Source organism: Streptomyces sp. NPDC047108 (genome assembly GCF_040643575.1).
GTDB lineage: Bacteria > Actinomycetota > Actinomycetes > Streptomycetales > Streptomycetaceae > Streptomyces.
This window is the reverse complement of sequence record NZ_JBEYUP010000012.1, coordinates 165,438-182,854: the sequence shown is the minus strand read 5'-3', so window position 1 is coordinate 182,854 and position 17,417 is coordinate 165,438. Positions and strand designations below refer to the sequence as shown.

Annotated in this window: 15 protein-coding genes and 1 riboswitch; of the genes, 7 read left to right on the top strand and 8 right to left on the bottom strand. The window is 71.7% G+C overall.

What is annotated here, in order from left to right:
- Positions 1-428 (bottom strand): ATP-binding cassette domain-containing protein (locus ABZ822_RS23000; RefSeq protein ID WP_360857198.1); only part of this gene is annotated, 428 nt, incomplete at its 3' end.
- Positions 421-1,296: an ABC transporter permease gene (locus tag ABZ822_RS22995; protein WP_360857195.1), complete on the bottom strand. Its 876-nt coding sequence runs from the start codon at positions 1,294-1,296 to the stop codon at positions 421-423. The genes ABZ822_RS23000 and ABZ822_RS22995, both read right to left, overlap by 8 nt.
- A gap of 162 nt (positions 1,297-1,458) precedes the next feature.
- On the opposite strand from ABZ822_RS22995, the gene ABZ822_RS22990 reads away from it, so the two are divergent.
- Positions 1,459-2,091, top strand: coding sequence for a TetR/AcrR family transcriptional regulator (locus ABZ822_RS22990; protein ID WP_360857192.1), 633 nt, complete (start codon positions 1,459-1,461; stop codon positions 2,089-2,091).
- Between the two features lie 629 nt (positions 2,092-2,720).
- Here the strand turns inward: ABZ822_RS22990 and ABZ822_RS22985 are convergent.
- The 4 genes from ABZ822_RS22985 to ABZ822_RS22970 all read right to left on the bottom strand — a co-directional run bounded on the left by ABZ822_RS22985 (position 2,721) and on the right by ABZ822_RS22970 (position 5,475).
- Positions 2,721-3,137, bottom strand: coding sequence for a (2Fe-2S) ferredoxin domain-containing protein (locus tag ABZ822_RS22985; protein WP_360857235.1), 417 nt, complete (start codon positions 3,135-3,137; stop codon positions 2,721-2,723).
- Between the two features lie 248 nt (positions 3,138-3,385).
- Positions 3,386-3,512, bottom strand: a riboswitch (cobalamin riboswitch).
- A gap of 128 nt (positions 3,513-3,640) precedes the next feature.
- On the bottom strand, positions 3,641-4,003 hold the full coding sequence (locus ABZ822_RS22980; protein WP_360857189.1) for a hypothetical protein: 363 nt from the start codon (positions 4,001-4,003) through the stop codon (positions 3,641-3,643).
- Positions 4,004-4,279: 276 nt separating this feature from the next.
- Positions 4,280-5,131, bottom strand: coding sequence for a helix-turn-helix transcriptional regulator (locus ABZ822_RS22975; RefSeq protein WP_360857186.1), 852 nt, complete (start codon positions 5,129-5,131; stop codon positions 4,280-4,282).
- A gap of 83 nt (positions 5,132-5,214) precedes the next feature.
- Positions 5,215-5,475, bottom strand: a complete 261-nt coding sequence (locus tag ABZ822_RS22970) for a hypothetical protein (protein WP_360857183.1) — start codon at positions 5,473-5,475, stop codon at positions 5,215-5,217.
- Positions 5,476-5,557: 82 nt separating this feature from the next.
- Between ABZ822_RS22970 and ABZ822_RS22965 the strand changes: the two genes are divergently transcribed.
- The 3 genes from ABZ822_RS22965 (at position 5,558) to ABZ822_RS22955 (ending at position 10,654) form a co-directional block, all read left to right on the top strand.
- Positions 5,558-6,547 (top strand): helix-turn-helix domain-containing protein, encoded by a 990-nt coding sequence (locus tag ABZ822_RS22965; protein ID WP_360857180.1) that lies wholly within the window; start codon positions 5,558-5,560, stop codon positions 6,545-6,547.
- A 194-nt stretch (positions 6,548-6,741) separates the two neighbouring features.
- On the top strand, positions 6,742-7,701 hold the full coding sequence (locus tag ABZ822_RS22960) for a DUF2786 domain-containing protein (RefSeq protein ID WP_360857177.1): 960 nt from the start codon (positions 6,742-6,744) through the stop codon (positions 7,699-7,701).
- 1,072 nt (positions 7,702-8,773) lie between these two features.
- Positions 8,774-10,654, top strand: coding sequence for an ATP-binding SpoIIE family protein phosphatase (locus ABZ822_RS22955; protein WP_360857174.1), 1,881 nt, complete (start codon positions 8,774-8,776; stop codon positions 10,652-10,654).
- An 89-nt stretch (positions 10,655-10,743) separates the two neighbouring features.
- Here the strand turns inward: ABZ822_RS22955 and ABZ822_RS22950 are convergent, their stop codons facing one another.
- A complete protein-coding gene (locus ABZ822_RS22950; protein WP_360857171.1) occupies positions 10,744-11,739 on the bottom strand; it encodes a hypothetical protein in 996 nt (331 codons plus the stop codon).
- A 357-nt stretch (positions 11,740-12,096) separates the two neighbouring features.
- Between ABZ822_RS22950 and ABZ822_RS22945 the strand changes: the two genes are divergently transcribed.
- The 3 genes from ABZ822_RS22945 to ABZ822_RS22935 all read left to right on the top strand — a co-directional run bounded on the left by ABZ822_RS22945 (position 12,097) and on the right by ABZ822_RS22935 (position 14,256).
- The gene (locus tag ABZ822_RS22945) at positions 12,097-13,023 is read left to right on the top strand and encodes a hypothetical protein (RefSeq protein WP_360857168.1); all 927 of its coding nucleotides are present in this window, start codon (positions 12,097-12,099) and stop codon (positions 13,021-13,023) included.
- Between the two features lie 153 nt (positions 13,024-13,176).
- The gene (locus ABZ822_RS22940) at positions 13,177-13,743 is read left to right on the top strand and encodes a GNAT family N-acetyltransferase (RefSeq protein ID WP_360857165.1); all 567 of its coding nucleotides are present in this window, start codon (positions 13,177-13,179) and stop codon (positions 13,741-13,743) included.
- A 189-nt stretch (positions 13,744-13,932) separates the two neighbouring features.
- Positions 13,933-14,256: a hypothetical protein gene (locus ABZ822_RS22935; RefSeq protein WP_360857162.1), complete on the top strand. Its 324-nt coding sequence runs from the start codon at positions 13,933-13,935 to the stop codon at positions 14,254-14,256.
- A 60-nt stretch (positions 14,257-14,316) separates the two neighbouring features.
- Here the strand turns inward: ABZ822_RS22935 and ABZ822_RS22930 are convergent, their stop codons facing one another.
- Positions 14,317-17,355: an FHA domain-containing protein gene (locus ABZ822_RS22930; protein WP_360857159.1), complete on the bottom strand. Its 3,039-nt coding sequence runs from the start codon at positions 17,353-17,355 to the stop codon at positions 14,317-14,319.
- Between the last annotated feature and the right edge of the window lie 62 nt (positions 17,356-17,417).

The window sequence follows — 17,417 nt, the reverse complement described above, 5'->3', positions numbered from 1 at the left end:
GACATGCCCATCGCCAGCCCGCCCAGGATCACGTTCCGCTCACCGGTCAGATCGTTCATCAACGCCGCGTTCACACCCAGCAGCGACGGCTGCCCGCCGGTGTAGACCTTCCCGCTCTCCGGCGGCAGCAGCCCCGCGATGGCCCGCAGCAGCGTCGACTTCCCCGAACCGTTCGAACCGATCAGACCGATCGCCTCACCCCGGTACGCCGTGAAGGACACCCCCCGCACCGCGTGCACCTCGCGCAGGCCCGCGGCCTTCCTCCGGCCCAGGATGCGGCTGAGCGCGGCGGTCGCGGCGCCTCTGCCGCGGGGACCGCCGTTGACGCGGTAGACGATGTGCAGCTCATCCGCGATGACGGTCGGGATCCGGGTCTCGGGAGCCTGACGCCCGGGCGCTCCCTCACGGGTCTCACTCTGTTCAGCCACGGCCGTACCGCTCCTCCGCCTTCCAGAAGAACACGAATCCGCCGACGCCGACGAGCACGGCCCAGCCAACGGCCCAGGCCCAGACGTGCGACGGCAGATGTCCCGATGCCCGGAAGCTGTCGATCAGCGCGAACCGCATCAGGTCGATGTGGATCGCGGCCGGATTGACCTCCAGCAGCCACCGCACCGCGCCCGGGGCTCGCCCGCCGGCGGTGAGGCGGTCGATGCTGTACATGACCCCGGATCCGTACATCCAGGTCCTGAGTACGAACGGCATGAGCTGCGCCAAGTCCGGTACCCGGCTGCCGAGTCGCGCCGTCACCAGCGCGAGGCCGGTGGTGAACACGTACTGCAGGAGGAGCGCGGGAAGGGCCAGCAGCCAGGCCCAGCAGGGGCGTTCACCCCAGGCGAGCACGATCGCGACCAGGACCGCCATCGAGTAGAGCATCTGCTGGAGCTGGGTCAGGCAGAGCGAGATCGGCAGCGAGGCGCGCGGGAAGTGCACGCTCTGCACCAGCCGCAGGTTCCCGGAGATCGACCGCGTGCCGCCGAGGACCGAACTCTGCGTGAAGGCGAAGACGAACACCCCGGTGACGAGGAACGGGACGAAGTCCGGCACCCCTTTCCCCGTCCCGACCAGCTTCCCGAAGATCAGGTAGAAGACGGCCGCGTTCAGGAGCGGAGTCGCCACCTGCCACCACTGACCGAGCCTCGCGTGGCTGTACTGGGCGTGGAGCTGCGCGCGGGAGAAGCCGAGGACGAAGTGGCGCCGCCCCCACAGCTGCCGGACGTACTCCGCCAGGCCCGGCCGGGTGCCGCACTCCGTCAGCCCGTGGCGCGCGGCCAGCGCGGCTGGAGGTCCGTTCATCGATGCTCCTCGGGTCGCTCGCGCGCTCCTGGGGTGGTCGCGGTTCCACCGGCACACGCCTCCCCGTACGTCAGAACGCAACCGTTTCGTCGTCACGGTCACGCTAGAGCAGATTGACGACGCAACGCAACCGTTCCGTCCCGGCCCCGGTAGGGTGAGCGCATGCCACCAGCGGAGAAGCAGACCCCTCGCCGTGCCCCCGCCGGAGCGGCCGTACTGCAGGAGGACGTCACCGCGGCGATCCGGGCCGCCGTGTTCCAGGAACTCGCCACCACCGGTTACGGACGCATGTCCATCGAGGCCGTCGCGCGGCGGGCCGGGGTGGGCAAGACCGCCGTCTACCGCCGCTGGCCGTCCAAGCTGCAGATGGTGATCGAGGTGGTGTCCGCCGTCGCGATCCACGACACCCCCGCCCCCGACACCGGCAGCCTCCGCGGGGATCTCCGCGCCCTGCTCGCCTCGACGGCGCAGGCCCTGCGCCACCCGCTGGCCTCGCAGATCGTTCCCGACCTGCTGGCCGAGGCCGCGCGCAACCCCGAGATCGGCGAGACGCTCCAGTCCGCCCTCAGCAAGGCGCAGGAGACCATCGGTGCGGCGATCGTCGGCCAGGCAGTCGCGCGCGGCGAACTGCCGGAGGACACCGACACCCGGCTCGCCCTGGACGTGGTCATCGGCCCGCTCTACTGGCGGCTGGCGGTGGTCCGTACGCCGTTGCCGCGCACATACCTCGACCGTCTCGCCCGGACCGCGGCTGCTGCCCTGCGCGCGGAGGCGGAAGCGGACGAGGAGACCTGAGCGCGCTCTGACGCGGGTGCCACCCGGTCCGGGGCCGTGTGCCGGAGCGCCCGGCAGCAAGCGCTCATGGTGTGGCTGCCACCGGGCTCGATCGCTCAAGGCCCGCTCCGTGTCCTGATGTTCGGCGGCGGGGCGATGGCCTGCCCGGCGGGTGTGCGGCTCGCCTTCACGGCACCGCCGGGCCGTTTCACGTTCATGGGCGCGGCGATCGCCCCCAGGGGGCCGACCTGTTCCGGTTCTGGTGGTCGCTGCGTCCCGACTGGTCGCTGCGTCCCGCCGAACTGCCCTGTGCCGTCCAGCAGTTGCGGAACCGGGGGTTGCGTACCGGGCTCCGCCGCCACCATCTGCTGGTGCTGAGCGGACTGCCGTTCTTCCGCACGACCTCGCCCGGTGACCCGCTCGCCGCGTACGCCCCGATCATCGCCCTGACCCTGGCCGGGGCTCGCGTGCTCGGCCGCCGGAACGGTGACGGCCCTTCAGATGCGGGCGGCGGCACGGACCGAGGCCACGGCGGTCGCCTCGGCGACCCCGAGCCGAAGCGGGAAACGGAGGCGCGAACGGAAGCGCCGACGGTGACCCCGGGCGGGGCTGTCAGGGGAACCGCGTGCGCCCGCCCCCCGCGGAGGACGTCACGGCACGTCGGCGGGCGGAACGCCCGGAGTGCGGCTCGGGGGTGCGGCCGGGGCCCGGCGCGGCGGCGGGAAGGTGTACAGCTCCAGGATGTCGGGCTGTGCCGCGACACCGGGGCCTCCGGCCCGGACCCAGGTGACGATGTCCTCGGTCGCGGCCGGGTCGTTGACCAGGCCGAGCCAGACGGGCCGGGCACCGGTGGCGCGGGCGGCGGCCGATGGCTGCACGACGACGACGTTGGCCCGCTCGCAGACGTCCAGGCATGCGGAGACCCGTACGGGCGCGGCCTCGGCGAGGCGGGCCGTCTGCTCCGCGTGGTCGACCCCGGAGACCTTGGGGGTGCCGCAGCAGCAGTCGCGGCAGACCACGATCCGGCACGGCGCCGGGGCGGTCGGTACCGTCGCTTCGACGGACACGGCGGCCTCGACCGGCGGTGACGCCGGGGTGACCGACGGCCGTACGAGCGGCGGGAGTTCCGCGCCAGGCGACGATTCGGCGGGCGACGGTTCGGCGGGCGACGACTCCGCGAACGACGACGACGCGGCGAACCACATCCGTTCCACGCCGTCCGACCGCTCCGCGACCTGCGATGACTCCATGGGCATCCCGGCCCGACCTCCTCCTGGGGAGATCCGCCCCAGCTCCTTCGAGGAGGCGACCGCGTGAGTCTCCTGGCTCTCGGGTCGTCGCTCGCCCCGGCCTTCCCACCCGCACGCGGGTCGTGGCCTGTTCGGGGTCCGCTCGCCGATCACAGTGGCGGGACCGCGCCGGATTCGCACCGGCTTCCTCGTCCGCCGTCGCCCTTTTCGCCGGTCATCATCGCAGAGGCCACAGCGCCGCGGGACGCCGCGTCAGGTCGCGCGGGCCGAAGGTGCCGCGGGAGGAGAGGTCGGGTGGCACGCGGGCGGGAGCGTACGCCTCAGAGTTCCTCCTCGATGCGGATGACCCGCTCGAGGTCGTCATGCGCCTTGTGGGACGTACCGTCGCGCTGCTCAAGGAGCGCGGCGGCGATGCTGTCGAGCTTGCGCTGGACCGCACGCTCCGCACGCAGTTCGGAGTTCTTGAGCAGGGCCAGCAGGAGGAGGGTGACGGCGGTCATGATGTCCCCGACCAGGATCTGCGTGGCGATCGAGGCGCCGGCGGCATGGACGGCGATGAACAGCGCCACCAGGGCGAGGCAGAACGCGTAGAACAGGGGTGAGGCGGTCAGGTGGGACGCCGCCCCGGCCAGTCGCTCGAACCGGCCCCGGCCGTCCCGGGACCGCTCGGCGGGATGTTGCATGGTCATCACCTGCGCGTTTCCCGCACCCGGCGGGCGAAACCCCGTGCGCGGTGAGCCGCACCACGCCGCACCCGCACCACGCCGCACCCGCACCCGCACCCGCACCCGCACCACGCTGCACCCGCACCCGCACCCGCACCCGCACCCGCACCCGCACCCGCACCACGCTGCACCCGCACCCGCACCCGCACCCGCACCGGTTCACGGCCCGCGTACGAAGTGCCACGTCCCGCGTACGGCATCCGTACCGGTCGGTGACGCTCGTGATCAGTACATCTAGCGGTCCTCCAGCGCGATCCGCCCCTGCCTCCACGTCGCCCCGAGGGTGCCCAGCAGGGCGAGCCGTTCGGCGCTGCTGCTCCCCGGTTCCGCGTGATAGACCACGAGCTGCCGCCCCGGCGCGCCCCGCACGTCGAAGGACTGGAAGGCCAGCGACAGACGGCCCACGTCGGGGTGGTGGAACTCCTTGCCGCCCCGCGACTTCCCCTGGACGGTGTGGGAGCGCCAGAGTTCGGCGAACTCCTCGCTCTCGCCGGTGAGTTGTTCCACCAGGTCCTTCAGGCGCCGGTGGTCCGGATGGAGTCCGGTCGACTCGCGGAGCGCCGCCACCGTCGCGCGCGCCACCTCGTCCCACCGCGGGTAGAAGGCACGCGCCTCCGGGTCGAGGAACGTCATGCGGGCGAGGTTGTCCGCGCGCCGGAACCGCGAGAACAGCGCGGTGGCCAGGTCGTTGGCCGTCAGGATCTCCAGGGCGGGGTCGAGCACTAAGGCCGGGGTGTGTGCCCAGCTGTCCAGCAGCCGCCGCAGACCGGGATCCACCGTCTCCCTCGGGACGGCCCCCGGGCGCTGGTCCGGCACGGCCCCCGCGAGGCGGAACAGGTGGGCGCGCATGTCCTCGTCGAGCCGCAGCGCCCTGCTGATCGCGTCGAGCATCTGCGGGGACGGACGGCGTTCGCGCCCCTGTTCCAGGCGGGCGTAGTAGTCGGTGTTCATACCGGCGAGGACGGCGACCTCCTCCCGCCGGAGACCCGCCACCCGGCGGCGGCCGTACGAGGCCAGTCCCGCCTCGTCGGGCGTGACGCGCGCGCGGCGGGCCCGCAGGAAGTCTCCGAGATCGTTGCCGGTCATGCGCTCAAGGCTAGGGAACTCCGTCCGGACGTGCCTGGGTGTGCCACGTCCTGTCTCCCCGGCCACGGTCCCACCGGCCGCGCTCAGGCCGCGGGGTCGGCCACATTGCACGCCTCGCCGCGGCCGGTGCGCAGGGGCGTGACGGCCGGACGGACGGGCTTGTGCCGCGCCGGCCGGGTCCGGGCCGGGGGCACCGGAGTCCTGATCCCCCGCTCGGCGTTCCGCAGTTGAACATCGATACGGCGTTCGCGCCGCGCCCCGAGGAGCGCGGGAAGGGTGACGACGAGCGCCAGGGCGAGGACCAGGCCCGTCCGGATGATGAAGGTGAGTGCGGTGTCGTCCATGTCTGCCACCTTCGCCGGTCCGTCACGACGAGGGCAGTGGCAGGACTGTCGCCATACCTCGAATTACTGCCATGATGGGCGGGTGCTGACGAACGTAGCCGTGCCACTCACCCACGGGGTCAACGCCTTCGAGCTCGGCGTGATCGCCGAGGTCTTCGGCATGGACCGCAGCGAGCAGGGACTGCCGGTCCTCGACTTCGCGATGGTCGCCGCGGAGCCCGCCCCCGTACGGGCCAAGCCGGGCTTCACCATCGACACCCCGCACGGGCTCGACCGCCTCGCCGAGGCCGATCTGATCGCCGTTCCGGCGGGCGAGAACTACACCGAGCGCGACTTCCCCGAAGAGCTGCTGGAGGCGCTGCGCGCAGCCGTGGACCGCGGGGCGTGGGTGCTGAGCGTGTGCTCGGGCGCCTTCGTCCTGGGTGCGGCCGGGCTGCTGGACGGACGGCGCTGCACCGCGCACTGGATCCACACCGACGACCTGGCCCGGCGGTATCCCACGGCGCTGCTCGAGCCCGGCGTCCTCTACGTGGAGGACGGGCCGGTCATCACCTCGGCGGGGACAGCGGCGGGGATCGATGCCTGCCTGCACCTCGTACGGCGGGAGCTCGGCAGCAAGGTGGCCAACCACATCGCCCGGCGCATGGTGGTGCCGCCCCACCGCGACGGCGGGCAGGCCCAGTTCATCGATCACCCGATGCCGCGCTCGCACAGCGACGACGCCATCGGACGGTCGCTGCAGTGGATGGAGGAGCATCTGCACGAGGAGATCACCGTCGAGCAGCTCGCGGCGCGGGCTCATCTCTCGCCCCGGACGTTCGCGCGCCGCTTCCGGCAGGAGACCGGGACGACGCCGTACCAGTGGATGCTGGGGCAGCGGCTGCTCCTCGCACAGCACCTGCTGGAGGACACGGAGCTGACGGTGGACGGGATCGCGGCGCGCGCCGGGTTCGGCAACGGGGCAGCACTCCGGCACCAGTTCCTGCGGCGGCTGGGCACGACGCCGCAGACCTATCGCCGGACGTTCTGCGGACCGCAGCAGGAGTTGGTCGCGTCCCGGGCCGAGCAGTGATCCGCGTACCCGTTCCGGCGGGCCCGTAGCGGGCTCCTCTCCGCTGCGGCCACCCGCTCAACCACCGGGCCCCTGGGGAGGTCATACTCGGCAGGACCGAACGCGCCTGCCGCGCGCGGCAGGTCGCGCACGCGGCCGGACCCGGCGGGCATGCCTTCGGTGACGCGGACGGCTCGACGGCAAGGAGTGGGGCAGTGCCCATCGAGACCCCGGACGAGGAGATCGCACGCCTCGCGGCCGAACGCCATGGCTACAGCGTGGAGTTCGGCGACACCCCCGCCTCCGATGCCGAGCGGCGCGCGCACCTGCGTACGTGGATGGACCGGCGCACGGCCCGGATCCGCGAACTGCACGACCGGAAGCCGCTGGGTCTGCCCGCCGAGATCACCGTCGGCGCGGGCGCCTGCCTCTCGGCGGGGGCGGCCTGGCTGCCCGGCCTGTGGTGGGGCACGGCTCCCCTCAGCCTGATCGCCCTCGCTCTCGGGCAAGCCGTCCGGCCGGGCGCTCCGGCCATGCGCGGACGGCGCCTGCTCCGCCTGCTGACCCGCCGCCCGCATCCGGACGAGGCGCTCGCCGACACCTCCGGCGGCGAGGTGCTCTACGCGCCGCCGCCCTCGTACGCCCCCTCCGCCCTTCCCCCGCCGCTCTCCACCAGGGGCACCGCCGGTGGGGCGGACTCCGGGGCCGGAGCGGGCGCCGGCCGGCGCCGGGCCATCGAGGCCGAGCACGACGCGGTCAGGGAGGCGTACGGCAGTTACGTGATCGACGCCCTCGCCGTGCTCGACCGCCCCGCCCTCGACGACGTCACCGTGCCGCGGACCGCGGACTTCCTCCGCGCGATGGACACGGCCGATGACGCACGCCGCGGCGGCGACCTCGATACGTACCGTGCGGCCGTGAGCACGCTGAAGCTGGCGTGGCGAGCCGCCGACGAGCACGCCCGCCGTACGGGTACGGGCCATCTGTCGCCGAAGGAGAGCGCGGCCGTCTCCAAGGCCCGCGCGCTGCTGGAGCGGGCCGTCGACGGGGGCGGCGGGGAACACGAGCGCCGGGCCGCGTACGCGAAGGCACGCGAACTCCTCGACGGTGTCCTGGTGCTCCCGCGGCAGGCCGTCGCGCACCTCGAGGCGGAGCACCGGCTCTCCCTGCCCTGACCGGGACGAGCCTTCTGCCCGCCCAGATCACCGTCGGCGCGACCGTACGGACGGGCCCGTGCACCGTCCTCACCGATCCCCCGTTGCTCAGCGAGCGACCCCGTGGGCCCCATTCGTCACAGCATTCCGCCACGTGGCGGAGTCCGGATCGTGGAATGCCACCGCCCTCGGCCGGTACTCCGCGACACCGCACTCCCCTGCCGCGCTCCTCGCCGCGCTCGCCGCGTCCCGCGTACGCGCCCGCTGGCTCTCCGTGCACGGACCTCTCCCACCTGCGCGGAGGCGTGGCCGGGCAGGCGTGCACGCCCCGGTCCCCTCACCTCTCGGGCCGGACCGGGAGGACCGATGTCGGGCCAGATGGCGGATATAAAGCGCACCGCGGAAATCCCAATGTGGGACGCGCCGGATAACGAACTCGAGGCCGCGCGATGGAGGTTCATGACACAAATTCACGACCGGATGGATCTGCTGAAGAAATGGACAGAATCCAGACCGCACCACATTCTCGAAATCCACTGCTTACGAAGGACCGACGATCATTTCCCCCACCGCTCGGATATCCACGACGACCGGCCCCCGGGCTCAACGAGCCCGAGCATCCGGCCCGTCGGCGCTGTGCGCTCCGCGCGAAGGGCGGTGGCATCGCCCGTGCCCACCGCCCTGGCATCCGGTGCCGAATATCGTCGTGAATATTCCGCACCCGCCGAGGTCTCGACGGGACGGCCCACCACTGGCCACAGTAGGAACCACTCGCCCTCTCCACGGTGAGGGCGAGACCGGTCGGCAGCCATACGGAGAGGAGTTCACCGGAAGAACGCGCACCAGCACGCCGCGCACCGGAACCCCTGGAACCGGAACCTCTGGAACCGGGACCGGGACCGGGACCGCAGAAGCCGAAGTCGGCAGCACCGCGCACGGAGACCTGCTGGGGAACGCACCCCACCCGCGGGCACCGTCGCGCTCCACTGCAGACACAGCACGCACCGCAGACATCGCAGGCACCGGGGCAGTCGCAGGTACCGAGGCCGGCCCGCAGGCCGCCGTCCCCCATGGCCCCGGGAGGAAGTAGCGTATGAGCACGTCACGTTACGGCGGGCCGGACCAGGCGACACGCAAGCTGACCATCCTGCCCGGCAGCCCCCTCGCGCCGTCCACCGCCCGCAAGTTCGTCCGCTCCTCGCTCACGGACTGGGCCGGACTCTCCCGCGCGAACACCCCTCTCCTGGGCCAGGTCACCGACGACGCGGTGCTCCTGGTCAGTGAACTGGTCACCAACGCCGTCGTTCACGCCGGGACGATGGTCGAGCTGCGCCTGCACCTGGAGGGGGCGGAGGAGGACCTTCACTCCCTCAAGTCCCCGGTGGCCCTGGTGGTCGAGGTCTGCGACCGCGACCCCAACTGGACGACGGCCGACCATCAGCACGCGCCCGGCGAACACGGCCGGGGCCTGCGCATCGTGGGAACCGTCGCCGAGGACTGGGGCGTCACCTACGGGCGGGAGGTCAAGACGGTGTGGTTCCGGCTGCCCGTCCCCGCGGGCGACGACCTGGAGATCCCGCCCCTCCCGCAACCGGAGGTCAGCACCCCGCATCCCGAGCTGCCCACAGCCGTCTTCGTGCCGCGGCAGTACACCGGCCACGAGCCGGTGCCGCCTCGTACGACCGTGGAACGCTGGTCCTTCCTCGCCGAGGCGTCGGACCTGCTCGCCGGCCAGTTCGACGAGGACAAGCTGGCGTCGCTCGCCGCGCTGCTGCTCGTACCGCGGCTCGCCGACTGGTGCGCCGTCTGGATCGACACCCCCTCGGGGGCCGGGACCACCCACCCCCGGCTCGCCCGGGTGTGGCACGTCAACGAGAGCCGCATCGGCGAACTGCGGGCCTCGCTGGAGATGAACACCGCCGACCTCGTACGGGCCGGGCTGCAGTGGCCGGCGCCGGTGCCCTGGCCTTCGCTCGCCCCCTCGCCCCTCGGCATGGGCACGGGCGCGTCCGGCGGCGCGGCGCTGGCCTGTCGCCTGACGGACGGCGAGCAGCAGGTGGGCACGCTCGTCCTGGGGCGCCAGGGTGTCGCGAAAATGCCCGACGAAGTGACGGGCCTGGTCGGGGACTTCGCGCGGCGCTTCGCCAAGGCACTGGTGGGCGCGCAGGACTACACACGCCAGGTCGTCACCAGCACCGTGCTGCAACGCGGCCTGCTCCCCACCAGCCTCGCCTCGGTGCCCGGCGTCGACACCCACGTCGTGTACGAACCGGCGGGCGAAGGAGCGTGGGCGGGCGGCGACTTCTACGACCTCTTCCGCGCGGGTGACGGGCGGTGGTGCTTCGTCCTCGGTGACGTCTGCGGCAGCGGGCCCGAGGCAGCCGTCGTCACCGGCCTGGTCAGACCCCTCCTCAAGGCACTGGCGCAGGAGGGATACGGCGTGGCGCGGGTGCTCAATCGTCTCAACAGCATGCTCGTCGACGAGGCGCGGGCCGTTGAGGCGGCGGCCGCCGCCGTCGTCGCCGCGGGCCACCTCACGCCCGAGGCCGACGAGCCGTCGCGGTTCCTCTCGCTCCTCTTCGGCGAACTGTCGCTCACCGGGGACGGCAGCCGCATACGGTGCACCCTCGCCAGCGCCGGGCACCCGCTGCCCCTGCTGCTCAAGCCCGACGGGCAGGTGCTGCCCGCGGCCGAACCACAGGTGCTGCTGGGGGTCGTGGACAACACGACGTACCAGCGGCAGAGCTTCGAGTTCCAGCGGGGCGACACCCTGCTGTGCGTCACGGACGGGGTGACCGAGCGCCGCTCGGGGCGCCATCTGTTCGACGACGGGGACGGGCTGGCGAGAGTCCTCAGCACCTGCGCCGGATTGAGGGCGGCCGGGGTCGCCGAGCGCATCCGGAGGGCCGTGCACGCCTTCGGCGCCGCTCCGCCCAGTGACGATCTGGCGGTCCTGGTGCTGCAGGCGCAGTGACCCGGCAGGGGACGTCGGGACCGAGAAAGGCACCGGGCGGCGACACCCGGTGCCTTTCGGTGAGTTGTGCGGGTAGGACGTCGTACGGTTCAGGCGGGGGTCGTGGCAGGAGCGGGAGCGGCGGCCGGGGACGACTCGGGCTCCTCGGTCGCCTGCGTCTCCCGGGCGTAACGCCGCAGCATGTCCTCCAGATCGCTGACGATCGGGCGGAAGAACTCCCTGCGCGCATTGTCATCGGTCATGGTGCTCACGGCGAAGTTCGTCGCGCCGAAGCCCGCGAGCAGCGCCGCGCACCGCAGCAGGGCCTGGGAAGCACCGGGAATCAGGGACGGCTTCGGCTCCTCGCCCACCCAGGTCTCCACGGTCGCGGGATCCACCGCGATCATGCCGAGGACCGTGAAGAAGGCGAAGACGGCGACACCGACGACGGTGGCCTGGACGAGCTGACGCGTCGCCAGCACGGTGAGGACGTTCCGCATCTGCTTACGCGTGAGGGTCACCTCGTCGATGGCGTCGAGTTCGTCCCGGAGATGGCTCGCGCTGGCGGCCGTGGTCACCAGGGCGAACAGGCACATGACAAGCGCAGTGCGGCCCCAGGTGATGTGAGCCCCGAGCTGCCACATCTCCCCCGCGAAGAAGGCGAGGAAGGTCACGAAGAGCATGGTGGGCAGAGCCCGCCCGTGCAGGCGTCCCGAGTTCCCGAGATCGCGCCAGGACTGCCGGAAGGCGATCCGGGCGAGCGCGACGACACCGAGTTGCACACCGGCGTAGCAGAGGAACAGCCACGTTGCGGCAAACAGCGTGAATACGATCGCCATCATGGCAAAAAGGACGGGCACGGAGAGCTTCTCGCCCCTGGCCTCGTCCACGAAGTACTGCGGAGAGGTCTCATAGACGGTCACCATCAGCGCCACCGGGAGGAGGACAAACGCCGCCGCGATCATGAACGCCGCCCATCGGGGCAGAGTCCACTGGTGCCGCCTCAACTTGCCCAGCAACACCCATGCGAGCAGGGTCACACCCACCGGGGGAAGAATCGTGACCAGGAATTCCGCGAGGGTATCCGCCTCCCAGGGGGCCGACATCACAAAGACCGGAAGGAAGATCAAAGCCGGTAGCATGCGCGGCAGTACATGAGTGCGTACAGTCCATCCAGGCACCAGTTGAGGCAATCCACTGCGTATCAGGAATCGCTCGACGGCGAGCCTGTCCCTTCTGTTGTTCATGCGCGGCATTAGAGCACAGGCGAGCAGCTGGATAGCGGGGCCTCGCCCCGGGTGCAGCGTGTGACGCGAAATTGAGTAGTGGATGCTCCTGACGCTACGGGCATCTCTCCCTAAAGTTCCGTGGGAATGGCCGATCATGCGCCAACGCGCTGCGGGCTTTCGGTTCTTGTGCGCTCCGCTGGTCGCGACGGTTCGCGCAGCGTGAGGCTCCGGTTCGTGTCGACGCCGAACAAGGAGATACCGGAACTCGTGGATCCCGTACCGTCGTCGCGCGCGCGAAGCCTCGTGCTCGCGGCTGCCACCGCCGGCTGCGTGCTGGCGGGCGGGACGGCATGCAGCAGTACCGGGATCGAGCCGGACACCGGATCCGCGGGCAACGGCAGGGCCGGGACGCTCACCCCCGTCGAGAGACGGCAGACGGAGCTCGTCCGATCCGTGCTGGCCGATCCCGATCCCGACGCGGTCTTCCCCGATGCGGACCGTCTCGGGTCGATGGTCGGCACGAAGCGCGAAGGGCCCCTGCGTGCCGCGTTCCCCAGTACCTTGCGGCCCGGCCAGTCCGTGAAGATCGCCGTCGCCTGCACCGGCGGTGACCAGGTCACACTCAGCGTGGACTCCGGCGACGGCCCGAAGACGACGAAGGTGACCTGCCAGCGGGACGACGCGGCCTGGTCGCAGCCGTACTTCTTCACCGTCGGCGACGGGCATGTGATCGTCGGCATCACCGGGCACGGCACGCGCGGCGCGATGGGGTTCATCGCCCACGGACTCGCCATGGACACCGGCGCCGCCCGCGACACCCTGCTCGCCAACCGCGCCCTGCGCACCCTCCCGGACCAGGACGAGGGCCCCGGCCTCGGTACGACATCGGGCAGCCTGCGCAACGGTCCCGGCGCCTCGGAGGTCGGGGTGCGACGGGGACAGCGGATCACGGTCCGCGCCGCCTGCGTGGGCACCGGGTCCATCCGGATCGCGGCCGTCTCGGGCAGGGCCCGGGCCACAGAACGCGTGCGCTGCTCCAGCGTCGAGGCCGGTACCGCGTACGTCCGGCTGACCGCCGCGGGCTCCGATCTGCGGGTGCATGTCACCCGGGGCAGCGGCGCCTCGGGTGGCGCGGCCTACAGCATCCACCGGGAGAGCTGACGTGCACTGAGTGCCCCAGGCGCTCCGGGGCCCCCGGTGTGCGCCCGAGAAGAATTCCCGCCAGGTGGGCAGGCCGCCCTCTCGTACCGAGTGGCGTGCGCAGGCGCGGGATCCCTGGAACACCCGAGATATCGACTGAAACGGTATGGCGCCATGAGCGAGATGTGGATCGGCGAGAAAGTACGCCTGCGCGGTGTCGAGCGGTATGACTGGGAAGGTTTCCGCGAGTTGGCGCTGAACACCGTGGACGCCCGTAGCGCCGATCTGGTGGAACCGCCGCGCTCGGACGAGAATTACCGGTCCTGGACGGCGGAATGCGCGGTCCGCACCCCGGAGAGCACATCGTTCCGGCTCGTCATCGAATCGCTGGCCGACTGTATGTTCGCGGGGGCACTGACCGTCGGTGAGTCCGATCAACGGGCGGGGCGGTTCAAGACCGGTATCGAAGTCCTCCGCTCCCAGCGCGGGCAGGGGTTCGCGGCCGAGGCGACCACGCTGCTGCTCACCTACATGTTCGCGGAGCAGCGCTTCAACAAGTGCGAGGTCGAGGTCTACGCGTTCAACGACGCCTCGCTCGCCCTCTACAGCAAGCTGGGTTTCGTCGAGGAGGGCCGCCTGCGCCAGCACGAGTTCTTCGCGGGCCGGTACCACGACAGCGTGATGCTCGGTATCACCGCCGCCGAGCACTGGGCCGTGCACCGGCATCCCGCGCTGCACTGAACCCACGCATCCCGTCACGCATGCGTTGCCGTACGGGGACGGGCTGTTGATGCCGCGATCGGCTCATCACCCGCCCCCGGCCGGCGTCCGCCTCCCTGGCGATCCTGGGTACGAGGCGCCGCCTATGAGTACGCGGTGAGTAGGAGTACGGATGTCTCGTCCGCCGGTGGCGGTGTTTGACTCCCCGCTATGACGACCGATACCCCGGGCCCCGAGGACGGCCCGCACACACCCAGCCTGCGCAGCCTGCGCATCGCCTCCGGGATTGCCCTCGCTCTCCTGCCCGTCGCGTTCTTCGCGAGCGTCCTCATGATCATCGATGAAGCTCTCGGCCCCATGGGCCCCACGGTCCTCTATGACATCAGCTTCTGGGTGCAGGTCGGCTCCGCGCTGCTCGGCCTCGCCGTACTGCTCCTGCCCGCACGGACGATGGACCGCCCGACGCGCAAGGCTCTCCTCATCGGCCAGTGCGCGCTGATCCCCGTCTCGCTGGCACTGGCCGCCGCGGCCTGAAGGCGGCCCGACCCCGCCCAGGGCCCTCGAGCGGGGTGGGCGGGCACGGTCGGCCCGCGCCTATCCGCGCATGACCTCCGGTTCGTGCCGGCGCAGGAGCCGGGCGACGGCGAATCCGCAGAGCATCCCCAGCCCCAGGAGCACGCCGAGGTCGATGCCCCACTGGGTGACGGTATGGGCCCACAGCGGGTCGAGGTAGTCCGGCCGGTCCATCTCCCACGGCGGCATGGTGTGCGAGAGGTCGAGCGTGGTCCCCGCACCGGCGACGGCCCAGCGGGCGGGCATCAGCCAGCCGACCTGCTCGATGCCCGGCGCGTCGAACAGCTTGAACAGGACGCCGGTGAAGACGACCTGCACGACGGCGAACATCACCAGCAGCGGCATGGTCTTCTCGGGGGTCTTCACCAGCGAGGAGATGACCAGACCGACCATCATCGAGGTGAAGCCCAGCGCGCTGATCATTACGCCGACCTCGACGGCCGTGGGCATGACGAGGCCCTGGGCCGGAAGTTCGCGGACGGAGAAGCCGATGGCGCAGATGACGGTGCCCTGGACCGCGGTGATCATGCCGAGGACGATCACCTTGGACATCAAATAGGCCGACCGTGACAGCCCGGTGGCTCTCTCCCGCTCGTAGATGACCCGTTCTTTGATCAATTCACGTACGGAGTTGGCGGCGCCCGAGAAGCACATGCCGACGACGAGGACCAGCAGGATCGTTCCGGACTCCTGGTTGTAGCGGAACCCGCTGTCCGGGGGTGGCGGGACGAGTCCGTACTTGGCCGGGACCAGACAGCTCACCCCGCCCAGCACGGCGGGCAGCATGAGCATCAACGCCATGAAGCCCTTGTCGGAGGCGATGACCGAGACGTAGCGGCGGACCAGGGTCCACAACTGGCCGATCCAGCGCTGCGGTTTGGGGGGCCGGGCACGTGACCCCGGCTGCACCGGGCTGCTGCCCGGGGCCTGCGGCGGGGCGGCCGAGTCGATCTCCGCGGCGCAGAACTCGTACTCCCGGGAGGTCCGCCAGCGTCCGCCCCAGTCGTCGTCACGGTGGTTCTCGAAGGCGGAGAAGACATCGGCCCAGCTGTTGTGGCCGAAGAAGTCCAGCGCCTCGTCCGGCGGACCGAAGTACGCGACGGAGCCGCCCGGCGCCATCACCAACAGCCGGTCGCACAGGGAGAGTTCGGCGACGGAGTGGGTGACGACCAGCACGGTGCGGCCGTCGTCGGCGAGACCCCGCAGCAGCTGCATGACGTCGCGGTCCATGCCCGGGTCCAGGCCGGAGGTGGGCTCGTCCAGGAAGATCAGCGACGGCTTGGTGAGGAGTTCGAGGGCGACGGACACGCGCTTGCGCTGACCGCCGGAGAGCGAGGCGACCTTCTTGTCGCGGTGCGCGTCGAGCCGCAGCTCCTGGAGCACCTCGTCGATCCTGGCCTTGCGCTCGGCGGTCTTGGTGTCGCCGGGGAAGCGGAGCTTCGCGGCGTACTTGAGGGCGGTGTCGACGGTCAGTTCCTTGTGCAGGATGTCGTCCTGCGGGACCAGACCGATACGGCGGCGCAACTCGGCGAACTGCGTGTAGAGATCGCGGTGGTCGTAGAGGACCTGGCCGCGGTCGGCGGGGCGGTAGCCGGTGAGGGCGCGCAAGAGGGTGGACTTCCCGGAACCGGACGGTCCGACCACCGCGACGAGCGACTTCTCCGGGACGCCGAAGGAGACGTCGTCGAGGATGGTCTTCCCCCGGCCGACGGTCACCGTCAGGTTCCGGGCGGCGAAGGAGACCTCACCGGTGTCGACGAACTCCTCCAGCCGGTCCCCGACCAGCCGGAACGTGGAGTGGCCGACGCCGACGATGTCGTTCGGGCCGATGATCCGGCGGTGCACCGGCTGCCCGTTGACGTAGGTGCCGTTGTGGCTGCCGAGGTCGACGATCTCGAAGCGGCCGTCGGGCGTGGGCCGGAACTCCGCGTGGCGGCGGGAGACGTACGGGCCCTCCACCACGAGTTCGTTGTCCGCCCCACGGCCGATGCACAACCGCCGCCCGACGACGAGCTTGTGGACGCCCGAAGGGCTGTGGTCGATGGAGAGGGCCGCGGCGGCACCGCGAGGCCGGGCGGCGTCCCGGTCGTCGTCATGACCGGCGGGAGCACCGGGGCCTCCGGCACGCGGGCCGGGAGCTGCGGATCCGGGCGCTCCAGGGCCGTGGGACGCGAACCCGGTGGCGGCGGGGGCCTGGGCCGCGGGCCGCGCGGTGTGGTGGGGCGCGGCGTGGTGGGGCGCGGCGTGGTGGTACTCGGCGTGCTGGGCGTGCGGCTCCGGACGCGTTCGCGGAGCGGAGGCCGGTGCGGCGGCTGGAGGCGTTACGGGTGCGGCCGCGGGAGACGTTGCGCGTCCGGCCGCGGGAGGCGTTGCAGGTCCGGCTGCGTGAGGCGTTGCGCGTCCGGCCGCCGATCCGCCCGCGGACGCTGCCGGGGCGGACGGCTCCGCGGGGCGCCGTGCTGCGGGCGAGGGCGTTGCGGGTCCGGTCGCGGGAGCAGGGGCGGTCCGGGGCTGCTGCCGTCCGGGATCCGCGGGCCGCGCGGCCGACGTGCCGGGATCCGCGGGACGCAGGGCCGACGGACCGGGATCCGCGGGACGCGGGGCCGACGGACCGGGATCCGCGGGACGTTGGGAGGCCGCGGCTCCCCGGGATGCTGCGGGTTGCCGGGACGCCGCTGCCTGCCGGGGCTCCGGGGGGCCATCGGCGAGGTGGGCCGCCGCGCGGGCCTGGGCGGCGGCCCGCGCCTGGTCGCCGCTGTCCGCCGACACCTGCTCGGTGAAGTCCAGTCGTGTGCCGGTGGAGACGTTCCCCAGCCGGATGATCGAACCGTGGCCGACCTCGACCCGCTGTATCCGGCGTCCCTCGGCGAACGTGCCGTTCGCGCTGCCGAGATCCTCGATGACCCACGTCCCGCCGTCGTACCGGATCGTGACGTGTTGCCGGGAGACCCTGCGGTCGACGCAGGAGATGTCGGCGTCGAGGTCGCGCCCGACGGTGTAGCTCCGGGACGCGTCCAGGTTCCAGGTGCGTCCGTTGGCATGCAGTACAAGTTCAGGCACGTCTGCCCCAAGTCGGTCGTGTACCCCGGTGTGCGCCCGCACGAGGACGGGTGACCGCCGTT

Coding starts and splice junctions, on each gene's coding strand:
- ABZ822_RS22995 (WP_360857195.1), bottom strand. CDS start 1,296: ATGAACGGACCTCCAGCCGCGCTGGCCGCGCGCCACGGGCTGACGGAG.
- ABZ822_RS22990 (WP_360857192.1), top strand. CDS start 1,459: ATGCCACCAGCGGAGAAGCAGACCCCTCGCCGTGCCCCCGCCGGAGCG.
- ABZ822_RS22980 (WP_360857189.1), bottom strand. CDS start 4,003: ATGCAACATCCCGCCGAGCGGTCCCGGGACGGCCGGGGCCGGTTCGAG.
- ABZ822_RS22975 (WP_360857186.1), bottom strand. CDS start 5,131: ATGACCGGCAACGATCTCGGAGACTTCCTGCGGGCCCGCCGCGCGCGC.
- ABZ822_RS22970 (WP_360857183.1), bottom strand. CDS start 5,475: ATGGACGACACCGCACTCACCTTCATCATCCGGACGGGCCTGGTCCTC.
- ABZ822_RS22955 (WP_360857174.1), top strand. CDS start 8,774: ATGAGCACGTCACGTTACGGCGGGCCGGACCAGGCGACACGCAAGCTG.
- ABZ822_RS22950 (WP_360857171.1), bottom strand. CDS start 11,739: ATGTCGGCCCCCTGGGAGGCGGATACCCTCGCGGAATTCCTGGTCACG.
- ABZ822_RS22940 (WP_360857165.1), top strand. CDS start 13,177: ATGAGCGAGATGTGGATCGGCGAGAAAGTACGCCTGCGCGGTGTCGAG.
- ABZ822_RS22935 (WP_360857162.1), top strand. CDS start 13,933: ATGACGACCGATACCCCGGGCCCCGAGGACGGCCCGCACACACCCAGC.